This window comes from Rhizobium sp. CB3171 (assembly GCF_029714265.1).
Taxonomy (GTDB): Bacteria; Pseudomonadota; Alphaproteobacteria; order Rhizobiales; family Rhizobiaceae; genus Rhizobium.
This window is the reverse complement of sequence record NZ_CP121657.1, coordinates 86,131-101,253: the sequence shown is the minus strand read 5'-3', so window position 1 is coordinate 101,253 and position 15,123 is coordinate 86,131. Positions and strand designations below refer to the sequence as shown.

The following is a 15,123-nucleotide window of genomic DNA, read 5'->3' as shown; positions in this document are numbered from 1 at the left end:
CTCGTAACCTGCTTTTTGCCAGTGGCGGTTTAAAGCGAAAAATCCAAAGATTTCCGCCGGTGGCAATAGGCGCCGATTCTGTGCGTCGGGCAAGAGATTTTTGGTTAATGACTTGCTAACGGATTGTCTGGTTCCTCGCAAAGATTCAGTGCTGACAACCGGAGAGTTAAACAAAAACAAGAGATTATGTCAGCGCCTTGGCAGAACGCATGCCAGCCTTGCCCGCTGAAAAACTGTGAGTGAAAATCTTAGCGCGCAGCGCCAACGCAATATTTGCCTCTGCAATAGAGTTGTCGGTGCGGACAAAGACATTACAACTCCTCCGATTCGCGCTGCAACCAGCTACACCGCCAACATCAGTGCGCGGCGCCTCGGAAGTGGATGATCATAGCGCAACATATTCGACTGTGCGGCCCGGATATCCACCGACAAAGTGGCCATATAAAAGTTCATTCGTCTCGTGACTGATGCCGATCCCGATGCCGTGAGGAAGCCACTGATTTGGTGCCTTGCGATCGGGATCGGGGACCGATGCGAACGCTCCGAAGAACTCCAAATATCCAAATCGCTCGCCATCGAAGAACTTGTAGCCGTAGGCCGGATGATTATCGAGCCATTCTCCAGAAAATACACTGCGGTCAGCGAACACATATACGCCGAATTTTCCGATTGCGTTGTTGCGCACCTCACCGGAGTAGTAGTTGATTAAATTGGGTGTCGAGAAATCAGTGATTGTATATATTTTGTACTCACCGAGGCCCTGCGCAACGCCATTTACATGTTCGCCAAAAAACTCATCTCCGCTTGACCACCGAATGAAACCAAGGTGTTTGCCAGACGAAGATTGTTCCGACGTGGTAAGAATCCCCCTTCGTTTCGGATCTTCGTTGTCCACGAAACTGGACCGAACTTCTTCGACTTCACCAACCAACAGATCAGATGCCCGTTGAGCTAGTCTGGTCGCTTCACCAGATTTTTGAAGCGCCTGCATCTCTGCTTGCTGCACGGACTTGAGCAATTGAACCCATTGCGAACCCATCCCTCTCAGGGCCTCGAGCAGACGTGGAAAACGCTTTTCGACATTGGCGGCAGACATTGCAGAGAGCGTCTCCTTTTCAGCCTGCTGCCCAGTTGCTGCCCCCTCGCGGAAAAGTATGCGCAGCAAAACCTCTGCAGACGCCCTCGCTGCAAACTCCTTGTAGCGATCGTCTTTGTCTGGGTCCGCGTAATCCATAACGCCTTTCACAACGATCCAATCCGGTATCTCGAGGCGGTAGGCAATATTCGCAATCACCGCCGCTTCCATTTCGAGGCCGAGCGCGCTGCGTAAACCACGTTCGACGATCATTTCCCAGGCATTCCCGGTTTTGTTCACTGAGGCACCACTGGCGATCGGTCCAACGTGGATTTTCAGAGGAAGACAATCCGGCGAGGCGACATTTAAAAGCGCGGCGTCTTTCACGCGCGTTCTTCCTTTGGCCGTTATTTTGAATGTAGATTTCTGGTTTCGAATAAGTTCCCTGGCTATTAGAGCCTGAACGAATTGAGGCCAATCCCCGTCGGCAATATAGCGCGACCTTGCCGGATGCTTTCGAGGATCGACGTTTCGATCAAGCACCTCCAAAAACCACAATTCGCGATCCGACAGTGTCGGAGGTCCGTAACTCGGAATCGTCCTAGCATCCAGATTTTGCGCGAACCGAACCAACGAGTCGCGAAGGGGCTGTTGACGTGGGTCGGCGCTGAAGCCTGCCGTTGTTGCCTTCCCCTCTTCGTAGTTGTAAGCAAGCTCCGCAACGATGACGTCTCCCAACGAAACGTCCTTCGGATTCCCCGCACACACCCCCGACATAGCGACAGACTTTGGACCGAGCTTGGTTGCGAGACTAGAGGCGACAACACCCGTGGCATCCGCACCCATTCTGGTTGGGCGCGCCAGCGCCAATGTCATAGCCCTGCCGTCCTTGAAAGTCGCTGTTCCCAAAAGATAGGGGGTTGGCGTCGACGGGTCTACCGTGGTCCATCGTACCGTTGGATCGACTAATCGGTTTGCGGCGTCCCTAAAACAGTCGTGCTCGAGCTCAAGCGCTGTAACAACTAAGGTATCGACGGACACTCTGCATCCCCCTGGGGAGTTCGACTCCCTCTCCAACTGCCAGTGTACAAGATAGAATACACGGCTTGAGAGCAAAGTCTAAGGTGACAGACGCGCTGACCGAGCGTTTCGATGGCTGGTTGTCGTACTCTGTGGCTTTTAATTACCGATTTCAATTGAAGTCCTAAGGCAAAAATTTGGCACGCAGTTTTTACCTAACGGCTTCATACCCGCAAGGGGAGGGGCCGTTCAAAGGCCCGATGCTTTCGTGAGATTGACGCGGAAACGGTCACGCCGGCGCTGATATTTGCGGGTCATTTCCGCACTGGCATGCCCGAGCTGCTTTTGGACATAGCGCTCGTCGACCTCGGCCGAGGAGGCGAGGCCGGCCCGCAGTGAATGGCCCGAGAATATTTCGGCGCGCTCACCCTCGCTGAGGTCGCCGCGAACACCAGCGGCCAGTGCCGCCTTTTTGACGAGACGCGCCACCTCCCGGTCGTTCAATCGGTCCGGTCCAACATCCTTGCCCTGGCCGCGGACGCGACGGAAGAGGGGACCCTTTGCAATCCGCGCGAACTTGATCCAGGTCTCGACGGCGACGACCGGGCAGGTGGCATCCGATGAGCCGCGGCCGATCTCGACTTCGCGCCAGCCGGTTTTGCCGCGCAGGGTGACGAGAAGGCCTTTGTCGAGGATATCAACCCAGCCGCGGCCGTCTTCGGTCTGGTCACGGCCGCAATCCAATCCTACGATCTCCGAGCGCCGCAGGCCGCCGGCGAAGCCGATCAGCAACATGGCCCGATCCCGCAGGCCGCGTAGGGTTCCCCTGTCCAATGTTTCGAGCATGGCGATCAGATGTTCGGGCAGCACCGCCTCCTTCTGCCGCGGTGGGGCGGCATGGGTGTTGCGGATGCCGGCGAGCACCGTGGCGATATGGCGGTCCTTGCGGTCGAGCGGCGTGCCGCGCTGGGCGTAGCTCCAGGTGAGGGCGGACAGGCGACGCTCGATCGTCGTCACCGAATGGGGCTTGCGATCGGTCGTGGCGGCGCCCGAGGCCAGCGCTGTGATGTAGAGGCCGACGGTGTGTGGATCGGGCGGCAGGTGCGCCAGGCCCTGGCGCCGGCACCAGCCGGTGAAATGTTTCCAGTCGGAGGCATAGGCTTTCCGGGTGTTGGCGGAGTTGGCGGCCTCGACATAGGTGCGGGCCTTATCGGCGAGGCGCTCGAGATGCGCCGGCAGCGGGGCGTTCGCCTCCGGAAGAGGGGAGGGGAGGCCAGCGCTGTGCATCGAGATGCCGGCCGACGACGGCGGCGCCGAAATAGCGTCGCCGGACGCCGTGCTCTCTGGCGGAGCGGACCTCTCCTCGACGTGATTTTCGCTGTTCTGCTCGATGATCCTTCGAGGTTCGTCAACGGACGGTAACTGATTGATATACTCCAAGTCACGTTCGAGGTGATTGGGCGGATTCTAGCCGAATCGCGGGACTTTTTGTAGTGTTCAGGCGGACGAACTTTGCAGCGAGGCAGCTGTGGTTCATGAGCCTGACAGGAATGCTGTCGATGACGCTGTCTGGAGCGAGGCGGTCGCAAGAGAGGCTGTCATCCGGAGGCTGGTGTTGCTTCAGCGACCCAGCCGCTCTGACTTTCTTCGCGCCTGCCGCGAGCTCGGTCTTAGGCGGACCCGTCTTTATGAGTTGATCAGGGCGTATCGTGAGCATCCGCTCACAAGTTCGCTGCTACCGCAGCCGGCGGGGACGAGACGTGGGAGCCGGCGGCTGCCGGACGAGACCGAAGCCGTCATCGGCGAAGCGTTGCGGGATTTCTATAAGACGCGTCAGAAGCCGAGCATCAATCAGCTACACAAGGAAATCCGTAGGCTTTGCCGCTTGCGTGGCGTGCGGGTGCCGTCCTGGCATACGGTGAAGGCCCGGATCGCTCCCGCCGCACTCATTGCGGCGAGGAATGGCCTGAAAGCAGCACGCGACCGCTTCCAGCCGGTTCCCGGGCAATACGAGGCCGCGTACGCCTTCGACATTGTCCAGATCGACCACACGTTGGCTGATATTATCGTGGTCGATCGCCAATACAGAAAGCCGCTGCAGAGGCCATGGTTGACGCTCGCCATCGATATTGCAAGCCGCATGATCGCGGGTTTCTACCTGACGCTGGAGCCGCCGTCGACGGTTTCGGTGGCGCTCGCGGTCCAGCATTGCGTGCTCCCAAAAGAGGCATGGCTTGCCGGGCTGGACATCGGCGCCGAGTGGCCGGTCTCCGGGTTTCCCGATGCGATCCATCTCGACAATGCCAAGGAATTCCGCTCCCGCGCCCTGAAGCGCGGCGCCCAGGAGTATGGCGTAGACCTCATCCACCGTCCGGTCGCCACACCGCACTATGGCGGCCATATCGAACGGCTGATCGGCACCATGATGGGCGCCGTCCATCTCCTGCCCGGTACGACCTTCAGCGACATCGACGAGCGGGGTGACTACGATTCAGCCGCCAACGCGGCGATGACACTGGACGAACTGGAGCGGTGGATGGCGCTTGAGATCACGCGCTACCACGCCGATCGGCATAGTGCCTTGGGGATCCGCCGCTTGCAGCGTGGCGTGAAGCCGTCGCGCGGCGCGTCCGGCCTGTCCGGCAGCCCCACGATCTCGCCGGCTTCATGATCGATTTCCTGCCGAGCGTCGACCGGCTGCGACGGGACGGCATTCACCTATTCGGTCTGCGCTACTGGGATGACGTGCTGAGCATCTGGGCCGGCCGGCTCGATCGGCCGCTGCGTGCTTCCTACGATCCGCGCGACCTCTCGACGATTTTCGTGCGGGGCCCGACGGCGCGCAATGGCCGATCCGCTTTGCAGACCTAAGGCGTCCACCGATCACGCTGGGCGAGCACCGCCGCGCCCAGGCAGCTTTGCGAGCGCGGCCTGGCGCTTGTCGACGAGCAGCTGATTTTCGAGACGATCGAGGCGCAACGGGCCTTGGTCAATGAGGCGACCCGGCACACCAAAGCAGCCCGTCAACTGGCGGAGAAACGCGATCGGGCGCTTGGCGCCGTCAAGCCAAACCAATCGGCCGCTCCTGCTGAACCGCTACAAGCTCACGACGAGCCGCCGATCGATTGGAGCAGGGTGCCGATCTTTCCCGTCGAGGAATGGTCGTGAGCGGGCAGGGGACCTACGATCATCTTGACGACCACTACCGCCGTTACGCCGCGCTCCCCGACGATGAACGCGTTGCCTGGATCAAGGCCGACCGCTGGATCGGTTTCGATCAGCTGGAGCAGCAATTGCGCGTCTGAATGCGTTGCTTGCCTATCCGCCGCGTGACCGCATGCCTTGCCTTCTGATCTATGGCGACACCGGCATGGGCAAGACCAAGATCGTCCGCAAATTCGAGCGCTCGCATCCGGCCACGTTCTGCCAGGCAACCGGCGTAACCAACAGGCCGGTTGTTGTGGCGCAGGTGCCCTCGGAGCCGGTCGAGCGCGATCTTTATCGGGAATTGCTGGCAAGCCTCGGGGCTCCCGCGCTCGCCGGCGGCACCCTTGCCCGCGAGAAAGACATTTGCCGCTCGTTGCTGCGCACCGTCGGCGCTAGGATCATTGTGCTTGACGAGGTCAACGGCATGCTGGCCGGCACCTATCGGCAGCAGCGGATTTTTCTGAATGCACTGCGGTTTCTCGCCAACGACTTAAAAGTGCCGCTTGTCTGTGCCGGGACCGACCTGGCGCGGCAGGCGCTGCTGACCGACGCACAGCTTGCCGAGCGCTTCGAAGCGCTGCATCTCAAGCCATGGAAAAACGATCATGTGTTTGCGGCTCTGTTGAAGAGCCTGACCCAGATCCTGCCGTTGCGCGCGCCTTCCGATCTCGAAAGCGACGCGGTGCGCGAGCGAATCCATATGCTCACCAGCGGCGTCACCGCACGGATTTTCCGGCTGATCGAAACGGCGGCCGAGGAAGCGGTCCGATCGGGGAAGGAGCGGCTCGACCTGATGAGCTTTGGTGATGACCTGGTTCTGCCGCTCGTTTCGATGACCCAATCCGCCGGACGACGTGCGCCTCGCAGGCCTCAACAGGTGGGCGCATGATGGCCCGGCATCTGCCTGTGGCGCCGCGACCCTATCGCGACGAACTGCTATCGTCGTGGCTCGCACGGGTAGCCTGCCGCTACGGTCTTACTCATCAAGCACTCGTTGGCTGGTTGGCCGACGATGGCGAAAGCCTTTCGCCAATTCAATCCATCGACGACCGGCTGCCGACCCCTGAACAGGTTCGACAATGGGCCCGGAACTGCGGTGTCGATCCGGAGCGGCTGCACCGATTATCCCTGAGCCGGCGGCATCCGCAACGTCCCAATTCATGGTACGTGAGCAGCGGACCGGACTGGCCGCCGTCACCAACGATCGGAGCCCCGCCGGTCTGCCTGGCCTGTTTAGCGGCCGATCATGCCGCCGGTTGCGACGCTAGGCTGCGGGCCGATTGGGCGCTCGCCGAGCACTGCATTTGCCCCGTGCACGGCCAACTCCTTTACGATCGCTGTCTCAGATGTGGTCACCGTCTTTCCGTCACGTTCCGCCTGCGCGAAGGACGTGCATGCGCGGTCTGCCGCTGGTGTGAAGCGCCTCTTGTCGATAGGGGAGGGAGGACTCGGCGCCGCGGCATGTCGCTTTGATCGAAACAGCGCTATCGATCCAGAGACAGGTCGCACAAAGCGCCGACGGCGAAAAGCCGCGCGCGTGAACAGCTCGCGCGGGCGCTTGCGACGCTCTGGGCGCCACTCGATCGTCCGACGGCAGCGCGCCCGACCTTGGCGCTCTGGTTGAACGAATCCGGTTGGCGTTGCCCTTACGAGGTTCGGCATGTCGTCGGCGCCAAGGCGCCGCTCGGCCAGTTGCCGGTGGGCTGGCGCTTCGTCACGCTGCTTGCTCTGAACGATGTGTTTGGCGCCGATCCGGATGAGGTCCGTACGATCTCGGAGATCGCCGGTCGTCTGACGCGCCGCGCGGCATCGCGGCGGATACGCTCCGTGCTTCCGCCGCCCCGCCCAATCGTCACGGACCCGTTGCCGCGCAGTTCGGCCGAATATGAGCGTCTGGCCAACCAGATCCTGGCGGACCCAGGCTGGATCGACGCACAACGCCTACCGCGGCGCAAACGCGATAGGGCTCGCGCACGGCTGATCGATGCAGCGCTATCCAGAAATGTACGGCCCGCAGCCGGGTCGTAGCCGCAAGAGGGACAAAGAAGGCGGAAAAAATCGAGCCACACAGAAGGCCGTGGAACGCGTTTCGAGGGTCAGGATGAGGCGTCGATCGTCCGAAGCAAAAAACCGCTGAGCGGGCTTCTCTGGCCGAAATCAGCGAAAGCGGTGATTTTTTCGGAAGAGGCGCCTGCGAACACCCCGTCGGTTGCCGCGGCCGACGCCAACGCTGTTCGGATCGAGGGCGAGGCGCTGGACCGCTGCAGTCCACCGATCAAGCGCAAGACCAATCCGCTTAATGACTGCGAATTTCGAAACCAGAAACGCCAAAACGGGCTGTCCGGCGATCAAATGCGAGCGACATACCATTGTTCCGGATCTGTGTCAAATACGTCCGATAAGGCAAGATTATCGGACGTATTTGTTTAACGACAAGCTGTGCGGTTATAGCCGAAAATACTGGCATAAACTGCACGCATGCTATAAGCTCCCGGCATGGATTCGTTCGCCCTCGCAGCTGCTTCGATCGCTGTAGCGCCGGCCCCATTGCCGGCGTGGACGGTTCCGCGTGGGCGCGAGGTGACGGAGGTGGATGCCGCCGTCGCCGCCGGCATCGCGCTGAAATCACTCGATGATTTTGTTCGATCGCAGCGCGTCTACGCCGGTTGCTGTCGCGCGCGGCAAGCGCTGAAATGCGCCGCGACAGCCGTCCGCCTGATGGGTCGCAACGAGGACGAGAAAGCGCTGCGCGATGCCGTTTTGCTGGCGCGTCCAGGCGACGATCCCGGACCGGCCGGCAAGGTGTTTTCGGCCTTCAAATGGTTGGCCAGCCGGAAACCGAGTTTTTCTTCGAAAGCCATCGCCGAACTGGCCGATCTGCTCGGTCTGGCCTGGGACGACCGGCTGGCGGCTGCTGTCGATTTTGCCGACGCATCGCTGCAGTCCGGCCGATCGCCACCGTTCGCCGCGGCCGATCTGGTGGCGGCGATTGTGGCCAAACGGCCGGATGCCGAGGTGCTGGCCTTCGCGCTGGCCGATAGTCTGATCGCCGCGCTGCTGGCATGGGACCGGCCCGTGCCGCTGCTGATGGCCGAACGGTATGGGCCAGCCTTCAAGACGCTCGGCGGCAGGGGACGCGTGCGGCCCGGCGATCCAGGCTTCGCGCGGGCCGTCTGCCTGGCGCTGTTCACCGCGGTTGATGCCGCGCTGCGCTCAGCCGCCGAGATCGATCGCCGCGCTGCGCGGCTGGTGGACGTGGCGGCGAAACTACGCACCAAGGGCGCCGGCGCCGTCATCCGCAAGTTGCTCGACGAGGATGCCATGCCGGCTTCCGCACCGGGCAGCAATCTGTCGCGGTGGGCGAGCATGCGGCTGTTCGAGCGGCTGACAAGTTTTGAGGCCGTGCGCGAGCTGTCCGGCCGGTCGTCCTTCCGGATTTACGGATTGTGAGGCGGCCTGGATGAGCGCGACGCAGCCACGCCGCAACGCCAAAAAAATTCCGCAGGACGATGTCCTGTTTGATCGGGAACTGGAGGAGTTGCCGGCGGACCTGCGCTGGCGCGAGTGGATGCTCAGGGTCGAGGCGGTGATTTTTGCCTCGGTCGAGCCGGTCAGCCGCGAGACGCTGGCGCGGGTCGTCGGAAAAGACTGCAGTGTCGACCTCTTGATCGACGATTTGCGGGAAGAGTTGCGCGATCGGCCTTATGAACTGGTGTCAGTCGGCGGTGGCTGGCAGCACCGTACCCGGACGCGCTTCGCCGAGACGATCCGCGCCTCGTCGGCGCCGACGCGCGGCGGGGCGGCGGCGCTGTCGGAGTTCGAGGCGATGGTTCTGATGGCGGTCGGATATTTCCAGCCGGTCACCCGAGCCGAGCTCAGCAAAATCTTCGGCAAGGAAGTCAGCCGCGACACGATCGCCAATCTGAGGGCTGCCGCATTCCTTGACCCAGGCCCGCGCAGTCCGACGCCCGGCGCACCCTATACCTATGTGACGACGAAACAGTTCCTGTCGATCTTCGGTCTCGGGACGCTGCGTGATCTGCCAGATATCGAGCGGCTGGAGGACGCCGGGCTGCTGAGCCGGCAAGCGCCGATGCCGGATGCGTTCGTCGGGCAAGAGGCTGACATCGACGAGGCAGAGGATGACTGAAGCCGTCGCGAAGCGAACGTGATCGAAACCGTTCACTGCAAGTCGGTGTCTGGAACCGAGGTTGCGTCGACAGCTTTGCGGCAATCTGCCGAAAATGTGAACGCGGCCGCCTTTTCCTGCAGCTCAGCAAGCGGTTGTTAAAAGCCGTGCCTCGGCCCTCTGGAGGTATTCGAACTGCCCGCTCCGGGCGACGGAATAGCGGGACCGCACCGTGCTGGCTGATGTGATGAATGGGCTTCAATGCCTCGATGGCGGTCACCCTCGGCTTCATCGCGTTTGGTAACCGGCGCAGTTTCACAGTCGGGCTGCTTCTACAAGACCACGAAATACAGCGTTACCGGGATGGACCGTGTCGGCAAATAGCTCTTGATGCCATTGAAGACCGATTGCAAAGGAGCTGGAAGCAACTTCGATAGCCTCTACGATCCCATCGTCAGCTCGAGCGCTTACCACGACGGCTGGTGACAATTGTGCGATCGCTTCACGATGGAATGTGTTCACCCTGATGCGATGCTTTCCGATTATCCGTGCCAGCCGTGATTCAGGAACAATCTCAACCGCGTGAAGATGGTCCCGCTTGTCGTGCTCATCGGCGGCTGGAAACGACAAGCGCAGATCGCAAGAAAGACGGCAACCGTTCAAACATGCGAGCATCTGCATCCCGGCGCAAATGCCGAGGACGGGCTTATCCCGCTCGAGATAGCCCTCCACGATAGCCCTTTCGACGTCGAAACGTTCTGATGGCGGGGCTTTGGAGACTTCACCAGCGATGTACCAGTCGTCGGGATAGGCAAATCGGCCGCCCACGGAGACCAGCCCATCGAACTCGTTCAAAACGGAGTTCACGACTTCAGGCAGATATGGGATGCCAAAAGGAAGTCCTCCGGCGTCTCTCACCCCCCGGAAATATCCTTTGGCCGCCTCATAGCGCGTCCCACCGGTGCTGGTGTTCTCGTCAAGAATTACGGCGATGCGAGGTTGCCGCATAAGATCTGGCTTTCCGCCTTAGGCGTTTTCAAACGATTTTTGAGCATGTTTCGGATCATGAAACCATAAGCGGCGGTTCATGGCGAGTTTGACGAGTGATACCAGCATGGAAATTGATATTCAGCCGGTGAATCTTGAGACGCGGACGCACTTCTCAGACATTTTGGAGAAGGCCAGTGCGTGGCAAAAGAAGCACGGGTCCGAAGGTTGGAACTATCCGTTCGACGACGAATGGATGCTGCCGCGGATTGAGCGCGGCGAGTTGTTTCTTGCATATTTGGAGGAGCTACCGGTCGCGGCATTCCGGATACTTTGGGAGGACCGCCCATATTGGGGGGCGAAGGAGACCGGCGAAAGCATCTACTTGCATACATTTGCAGTGCGCCGCGATAAGGCCGGCCACGGAATTGGCGAGACTGTGATCGACAAAATCGTGGAAATGGGAAGAAAACGAAACTTGGTGAATATCAGGCTTGATTGCTCCCTCTCCAGCTCGAGACTGATTGCCTATTATGAGCGAAACGGCTTCGCTTCCGTGGGAACGACGCTCATGAACGGCAAAATGATGAACCTGATGGAGCGTCCTTTATAGACCCCTCGGAGCGTTCGAAGCCCGCGATATTTTAGGGCGAGGGTTTTCCAATTCAACTGTACGCAATCCGCTTAAGGCAGATGCTAGCGATCCATTGTCACGACTGGTTCGGTCTTAGCCTGTCTGGGGGCAACAGTTCTTGTTCTGTCCCTCTAGCTGCCGGCGCGGCCGAGCGCATGATGCGGGCGGCGAGCCAGATTCAGCCGGGCGATGGCGATAAAGGCCAGTACTGCGATATTACCGACGGCGGCCGCGATCGCGAGCGACCATGAGACGCCAATATTCTCCATCAGGAAGGCAAGCACGAAGGGTGCTGTCGATGAGACCACCAGACGGATCGCCAGCACCTGTCCCTGTCGCCGTCCGTAACCCTCACTGCCGAACAGCGCCAGCGGCAAGGTTCCCTGGACGATACTGCTCAACCCCGATCCAAGGCCGAAGACCACCGCGAACAGCAGCGCGCCTGGTACGGACGGGGCGGTGACGATCAGGATGACCAGCGCCGCCGGCAACAGGACGGCGGAGATCAGCGCCAGCACCAACTGCGACAGTCCGCCTCCGAAGATCATGTTGATGAACCGGCTTAGCACCTGCGACGGACCAAACAGCGTCCCGACCATGACTGCCATCGCTCCTAGCCCCAATCCCGACAGCACCGGAACCATGTGAACGAGGAGCGCAGCATTGACGAAGCTTTCCAGGGCAAAACCTGTCACCATCAGCATGAACGCCGGCGCGCGGATCGACGGCGCAAGACTTGGCGCCACATGCTTTGCAGGTTCGCCCGATGAGTCCTTGCGGCTCCTACTGACGCTGGACGACAGCCACGCATGGATCGGCAGGCAGACGGCGACATTGAGTACGGCAAAGACCAGATAGACATTCTGCCAGGCCATGTGTGCGTTGAGCGCCGTGGTGATCGGCCAGAAGATCGTCGAGGCGAAGCCGGCGATCAGCGTCAGGTACGTGATACTGCGTTGCGCGACCTTGGGGTTGATCTGCACGAGCAGTGCGAAGGCGGCGCCATACTGCACCAGATTGGAGGCCGTCTCGATGGCGATCAGCGCCGCAACGAAGGCAATCTTTCCGGGCGCAAAGGCGCAGGCGACAAGGGCCGCGGCGGCAATTGCCGATCCACCGGTCATGACGCGACCGGCGCCAAAGCGATCGATCCATTTTCCCATCGTCGGTGCAGCGAGACCACCAATCAGCAGAGCGGCGGACAGCGACCCAAAAATCCATTCCGACGACCAGTTCAGATCCCGCGCCATGCCAGGCGCGAGGATGCTGAAGCTGTAATAGAGCGTTCCGTAGCCGATGATCTGCGTGAGACCGAGGGCGAGGATCGCTGCGACAGGCGGCCGGTCGGTGCGGATCGTCGTCATATGGATTTGAGGCTCACGCGCTGTTCGAGTTTTTCGGCCTCTTCCTTGCGCTCGCTGTAGCGGTCGGTGAGGTAAGCGGAGGCGTCTCGCGTCAGCCAGGTAAATTTCACCAGCTCCTCGCAGACATCAACGACACGGTCGTAATAGGAGGACGGCTTCATCCGGCCGTCGGTGTCGAACTCCAAGAACGCCTTTGCCACCGACGACTGGTTCGGGATGGTGATCATCCGCATCCAACGGCCGAGGATGCGCATCTGGCCCAGCGCATTGAAGGACTGCGAACCGCCGGAAACCTGCATGACGGCGAGCGTCTTGCCCTGCGTCGGCCGCACCGATCCGACCGACAGCGGGATCCAGTCGATCTGCGCCTTCATGATGCCGGTCATGGCGCCGTGACGCTCCGGGCTCACCCAGACCTGGCCTTCCGACCATGCCGACAGGTCGCGCAGTTCCTGCACCTTCTGATGCGTGACCGGGGCGGCATCCGGGAGCGGCAGGCCTTCCGGATTGAAGATCTTCACCTCGCAGCCGAAGTGTTCGAGGAGCCGTGCCGCTTCGTGCGCCAGGAAGCGGCTATACGATACCGTGCGCAGCGACCCGTAAAGGATGAGGATCCGGGGCTTGTGCGTCGAAAAGGTCGGGCGAAGCGCCGCCAGATCCACCTGCCGCAGATACGCCGGCGACGATGCGAGCAGGTCAGACAATGCGCTTGCCCTCGGCGTCAAGCACCTGTTCGCCGTCTTCCTTGGTGAAGGCGCCCTTGTGGGTGTCAGGCAGAATGTCGAGAACCGCTTCCGATGGCCGCGCCAGCCTCGTGCCGAGTGGCGTCACGACGAACGGACGGTTGATCAGGATCGGGTCCTTTAGCATGGCATCGAGCAACTGATCGTCCGTTAGCGCCGGATTGTCGAGTCCGAGTTCGGTATAGGGCGTGCCCTTCTCGCGGATCGCTTCCCGGACGGTCAGGCCGGCCTCAGTAATCATTGTCACCAGTTGTTCGCGGCTCGGCGGGTTCTTCAGATATTCGATAACGGTCGGCTCGATCCCGGCGTTGCGGATGATTGCCAAGGTGTTGCGCGAGGTGCCGCAGTCGGGGTTGTGATAGATCGTGGCATTCATAGTTTAGCCTCTGACGATAGGGTTGACGAAGCATTTGGCTGCAGGAGCCAGGTAAACAGCAGAAGGGCTGCAACGGCGCCGGCGACCTCGGCGATCCAGAAGCCCGGAAGATCGACCGGGCGAATGCCGGAGAAGCTATTGGTCAGCGACCGAGCCAAGGCAACAGCGGGATTGGCAAAGGAGGTCGAGGCGGTGAACCAGTAAGCGGCCGTGATATAGAGCCCGACCAGCCACGGCACGGCTTTCTGCTCGAACTTGATGCCAGCGAGGATCACCGCCACCAGGCCGAAGGTCGCCACACCTTCCGAGAACCACTGCGCCCCGCCGGTACGAACCTTGCTCGACAGGTCGATGAGCGGCAGCGCGAACATCAGATGGGCGGCGATCGTACCGAGCACGCCGCCAATGATCTGCGCGAGTACATAACCGGTGAGCTCGCGCCTTGGCAAATCGCGCGAGATTGCGAAGATCAGCGAGACCGCAGGGTTGAAGTGGGCGCCCGAGATTGGCCCGAGCACGGTGATCAGCACCACCAGGATCGCGCCGGTTGCCAGCGTATTGCCAAGCAGTGCCAGACCAACGTCCTGCGTCAACGAGGTCGCCATGATGCCCGATCCCACCACCGTCGCAACCAGCATGGCGGTGCCAAGGCCCTCGGCGACAAGCCGGCGCGGCAGATCGAACCCGGCCATCAGCTTGCCTTCGACGGTTTTACGGTTGCGCCTTCCATGGCGCCGATCTGTCGCAGGTGCGTTTCCAGCGCAAGTCGGTCAATCGACGCAAGCGGCAGGCTGACAAAGGCCGTGATCCGATTTTTCAGGTAGCGGGCGGCCTGGGCAAAGGCGCGGGTCTTCTCGATGTCGCTGCCTTCGACGGCGGCCGGATCTTCGACACCCCAATGGGCGCTCATCGGATGGCCGATCCACACCGGGCAAGCTTCACCGGCGGCGCTATCGCAGACCGTGAAGATGAAGTCCATTTCCGGTGCGCCAGGCTCGGCGAACTCATCCCAGCTCTTCGAGCGGAAACCGCTCGACGGATATCCGAGCGCCTCAAGCTCCTTCAGGGCATGCGGATTGACCTCGCCCTTTGGCTGGCTGCCGGCCGAGAACGCCTTGAAGCGGCCTTTCCCCTCGGCATTGAGGATCGATTCCGCCAGGATCGAGCGGGCGGAGTTGCCCGTGCAGAGAAAGAGTACGTTGTAGATGCGGTCCGTGGTCATTGCAGTTTCTCCTCCATTTTAGGGGTACAGCAGGCCGCGACTTCCGCAGCCGGTGCGCAGATTTCCGGGCGGCCGGCACAGCAGTCTTCCATCAGGAAGCGGACCAGGCCGCCGAGCGCTTCGTAATTCGCGGTGTAGATGATCGAGCGGGATTCACGCTTCTGGTCGATCAGCCCCGAACGCTCCAACTCCTTCAGATGGAAGGAGACGTTCGACGGCGAGACCTCGGCCTTTTCGGCGATCGCGCCTGCTGCCAACCCGTCGGGGCCGGCAACCACCAGCATGCGGACGATCTGAAGACGGGTCTCCTGCGACAAGGCGCCGAATGAGATGAGGGCTTGACGTCGATCCATATTTCAACAATCC

General features: G+C 61.1%; 19 protein-coding genes. 8 read left to right on the top strand and 11 right to left on the bottom strand.

Translation table 11 applies throughout. The features are described from left to right. Positions 1-385 precede the first annotated feature (385 nt). Positions 386-1,951 (bottom strand): hypothetical protein, encoded by a 1,566-nt coding sequence (locus QA648_RS36795; protein ID WP_283055127.1) that lies wholly within the window; start codon positions 1,949-1,951, stop codon positions 386-388. Between the two features lie 393 nt (positions 1,952-2,344). Further along, the gene (locus QA648_RS36790; protein WP_283055162.1) at positions 2,345-3,382 is read right to left on the bottom strand and encodes a site-specific integrase; all 1,038 of its coding nucleotides are present in this window, start codon (positions 3,380-3,382) and stop codon (positions 2,345-2,347) included. Positions 3,383-3,710: 328 nt separating this feature from the next. On the opposite strand from QA648_RS36790, the gene QA648_RS36785 reads away from it, so the two are divergent. Continuing rightward, positions 3,711-4,766, top strand: a complete 1,056-nt coding sequence (locus QA648_RS36785; RefSeq protein ID WP_283055126.1) for a DNA-binding domain-containing protein — start codon at positions 3,711-3,713, stop codon at positions 4,764-4,766. Continuing rightward, positions 4,763-4,966: a Mu transposase C-terminal domain-containing protein gene (locus QA648_RS36780; protein ID WP_283055125.1), complete on the top strand. Its 204-nt coding sequence runs from the start codon at positions 4,763-4,765 to the stop codon at positions 4,964-4,966. Before QA648_RS36785 ends, QA648_RS36780 begins: the two co-directional genes overlap by 4 nt. A gap of 12 nt (positions 4,967-4,978) precedes the next feature. Here QA648_RS36780 and QA648_RS36775 read toward each other — a convergent pair whose 3' ends face one another. Next, positions 4,979-5,170 carry a hypothetical protein gene (locus QA648_RS36775; RefSeq protein WP_283055124.1) on the bottom strand — a complete coding sequence of 64 codons (192 nt, stop codon included), beginning with the start codon at positions 5,168-5,170 and terminating at the stop codon, positions 4,979-4,981. Positions 5,171-5,259: 89 nt separating this feature from the next. Between QA648_RS36775 and QA648_RS36770 the strand changes: the two genes are divergently transcribed. Together QA648_RS36770 and QA648_RS36765 are read left to right on the top strand one after the other, a co-directional pair. Next, positions 5,260-5,400, top strand: coding sequence for a hypothetical protein (locus QA648_RS36770; RefSeq protein ID WP_283055123.1), 141 nt, complete (start codon positions 5,260-5,262; stop codon positions 5,398-5,400). A 5-nt stretch (positions 5,401-5,405) separates the two neighbouring features. Further along, entirely contained in the window at positions 5,406-6,191 is a 786-nt protein-coding gene (locus tag QA648_RS36765; protein ID WP_283055122.1) for a TniB family NTP-binding protein, read from the top strand. 344 nt (positions 6,192-6,535) lie between these two features. Here the strand turns inward: QA648_RS36765 and QA648_RS36760 are convergent, their stop codons facing one another. Continuing rightward, complete coding sequence (locus tag QA648_RS36760; RefSeq protein ID WP_283055121.1) at positions 6,536-6,658, bottom strand: hypothetical protein; 123 nt, start codon at positions 6,656-6,658, stop codon at positions 6,536-6,538. A 264-nt stretch (positions 6,659-6,922) separates the two neighbouring features. Between QA648_RS36760 and QA648_RS36755 the strand changes: the two genes are divergently transcribed. The 3 genes from QA648_RS36755 (at position 6,923) to QA648_RS36745 (ending at position 9,452) form a co-directional block, all read left to right on the top strand. Then, a complete protein-coding gene (locus QA648_RS36755) occupies positions 6,923-7,330 on the top strand; it encodes a hypothetical protein (protein WP_283055120.1) in 408 nt (135 codons plus the stop codon). Positions 7,331-7,891: 561 nt separating this feature from the next. Further along, entirely contained in the window at positions 7,892-8,752 is an 861-nt protein-coding gene (locus tag QA648_RS36750) for a DUF1403 family protein (RefSeq protein WP_349254347.1), read from the top strand. Positions 8,753-8,762: 10 nt separating this feature from the next. Beyond that, positions 8,763-9,452: an SMC-Scp complex subunit ScpB gene (locus tag QA648_RS36745; protein WP_283055118.1), complete on the top strand. Its 690-nt coding sequence runs from the start codon at positions 8,763-8,765 to the stop codon at positions 9,450-9,452. 294 nt (positions 9,453-9,746) lie between these two features. On the opposite strand, the gene QA648_RS36740 is transcribed toward QA648_RS36745, so the two are convergent. After that, positions 9,747-10,439 (bottom strand): gamma-glutamyl-gamma-aminobutyrate hydrolase family protein, encoded by a 693-nt coding sequence (locus QA648_RS36740; protein WP_283055117.1) that lies wholly within the window; start codon positions 10,437-10,439, stop codon positions 9,747-9,749. Positions 10,440-10,545: 106 nt separating this feature from the next. Between QA648_RS36740 and QA648_RS36735 the strand changes: the two genes are divergently transcribed. Continuing rightward, positions 10,546-11,031, top strand: coding sequence for a GNAT family N-acetyltransferase (locus tag QA648_RS36735; protein ID WP_283055116.1), 486 nt, complete (start codon positions 10,546-10,548; stop codon positions 11,029-11,031). A 152-nt stretch (positions 11,032-11,183) separates the two neighbouring features. Here QA648_RS36735 and arsK read toward each other — a convergent pair whose 3' ends face one another. From arsK to QA648_RS36705, 6 genes are read right to left on the bottom strand one after another with little or no spacing between them, the layout of a single operon-like run. Further along, positions 11,184-12,416, bottom strand: coding sequence for an arsenite efflux MFS transporter ArsK (arsK, locus tag QA648_RS36730; RefSeq protein ID WP_283055115.1), 1,233 nt, complete (start codon positions 12,414-12,416; stop codon positions 11,184-11,186). Further along, a complete protein-coding gene (gene arsH / locus QA648_RS36725; protein ID WP_283055114.1) occupies positions 12,413-13,120 on the bottom strand; it encodes an arsenical resistance protein ArsH in 708 nt (235 codons plus the stop codon). The genes arsK and arsH overlap by 4 nt, the downstream gene beginning before the upstream one ends. Next, entirely contained in the window at positions 13,113-13,535 is a 423-nt protein-coding gene (gene arsC / locus QA648_RS36720; protein ID WP_283055113.1) for an arsenate reductase (glutaredoxin), read from the bottom strand. Before arsC ends, arsH begins: the two co-directional genes overlap by 8 nt. After that, on the bottom strand, positions 13,532-14,227 hold the full coding sequence (locus QA648_RS36715; RefSeq protein ID WP_283055112.1) for an MIP/aquaporin family protein: 696 nt from the start codon (positions 14,225-14,227) through the stop codon (positions 13,532-13,534). The genes arsC and QA648_RS36715 overlap by 4 nt, the downstream gene beginning before the upstream one ends. Continuing rightward, positions 14,227-14,757 (bottom strand): arsenate reductase ArsC, encoded by a 531-nt coding sequence (locus tag QA648_RS36710; RefSeq protein WP_283055111.1) that lies wholly within the window; start codon positions 14,755-14,757, stop codon positions 14,227-14,229. The genes QA648_RS36715 and QA648_RS36710 overlap by 1 nt, the downstream gene beginning before the upstream one ends. Beyond that, positions 14,754-15,110, bottom strand: coding sequence for a metalloregulator ArsR/SmtB family transcription factor (locus QA648_RS36705; RefSeq protein ID WP_283055110.1), 357 nt, complete (start codon positions 15,108-15,110; stop codon positions 14,754-14,756). Before QA648_RS36705 ends, QA648_RS36710 begins: the two co-directional genes overlap by 4 nt. Positions 15,111-15,123 lie beyond the last annotated feature (13 nt).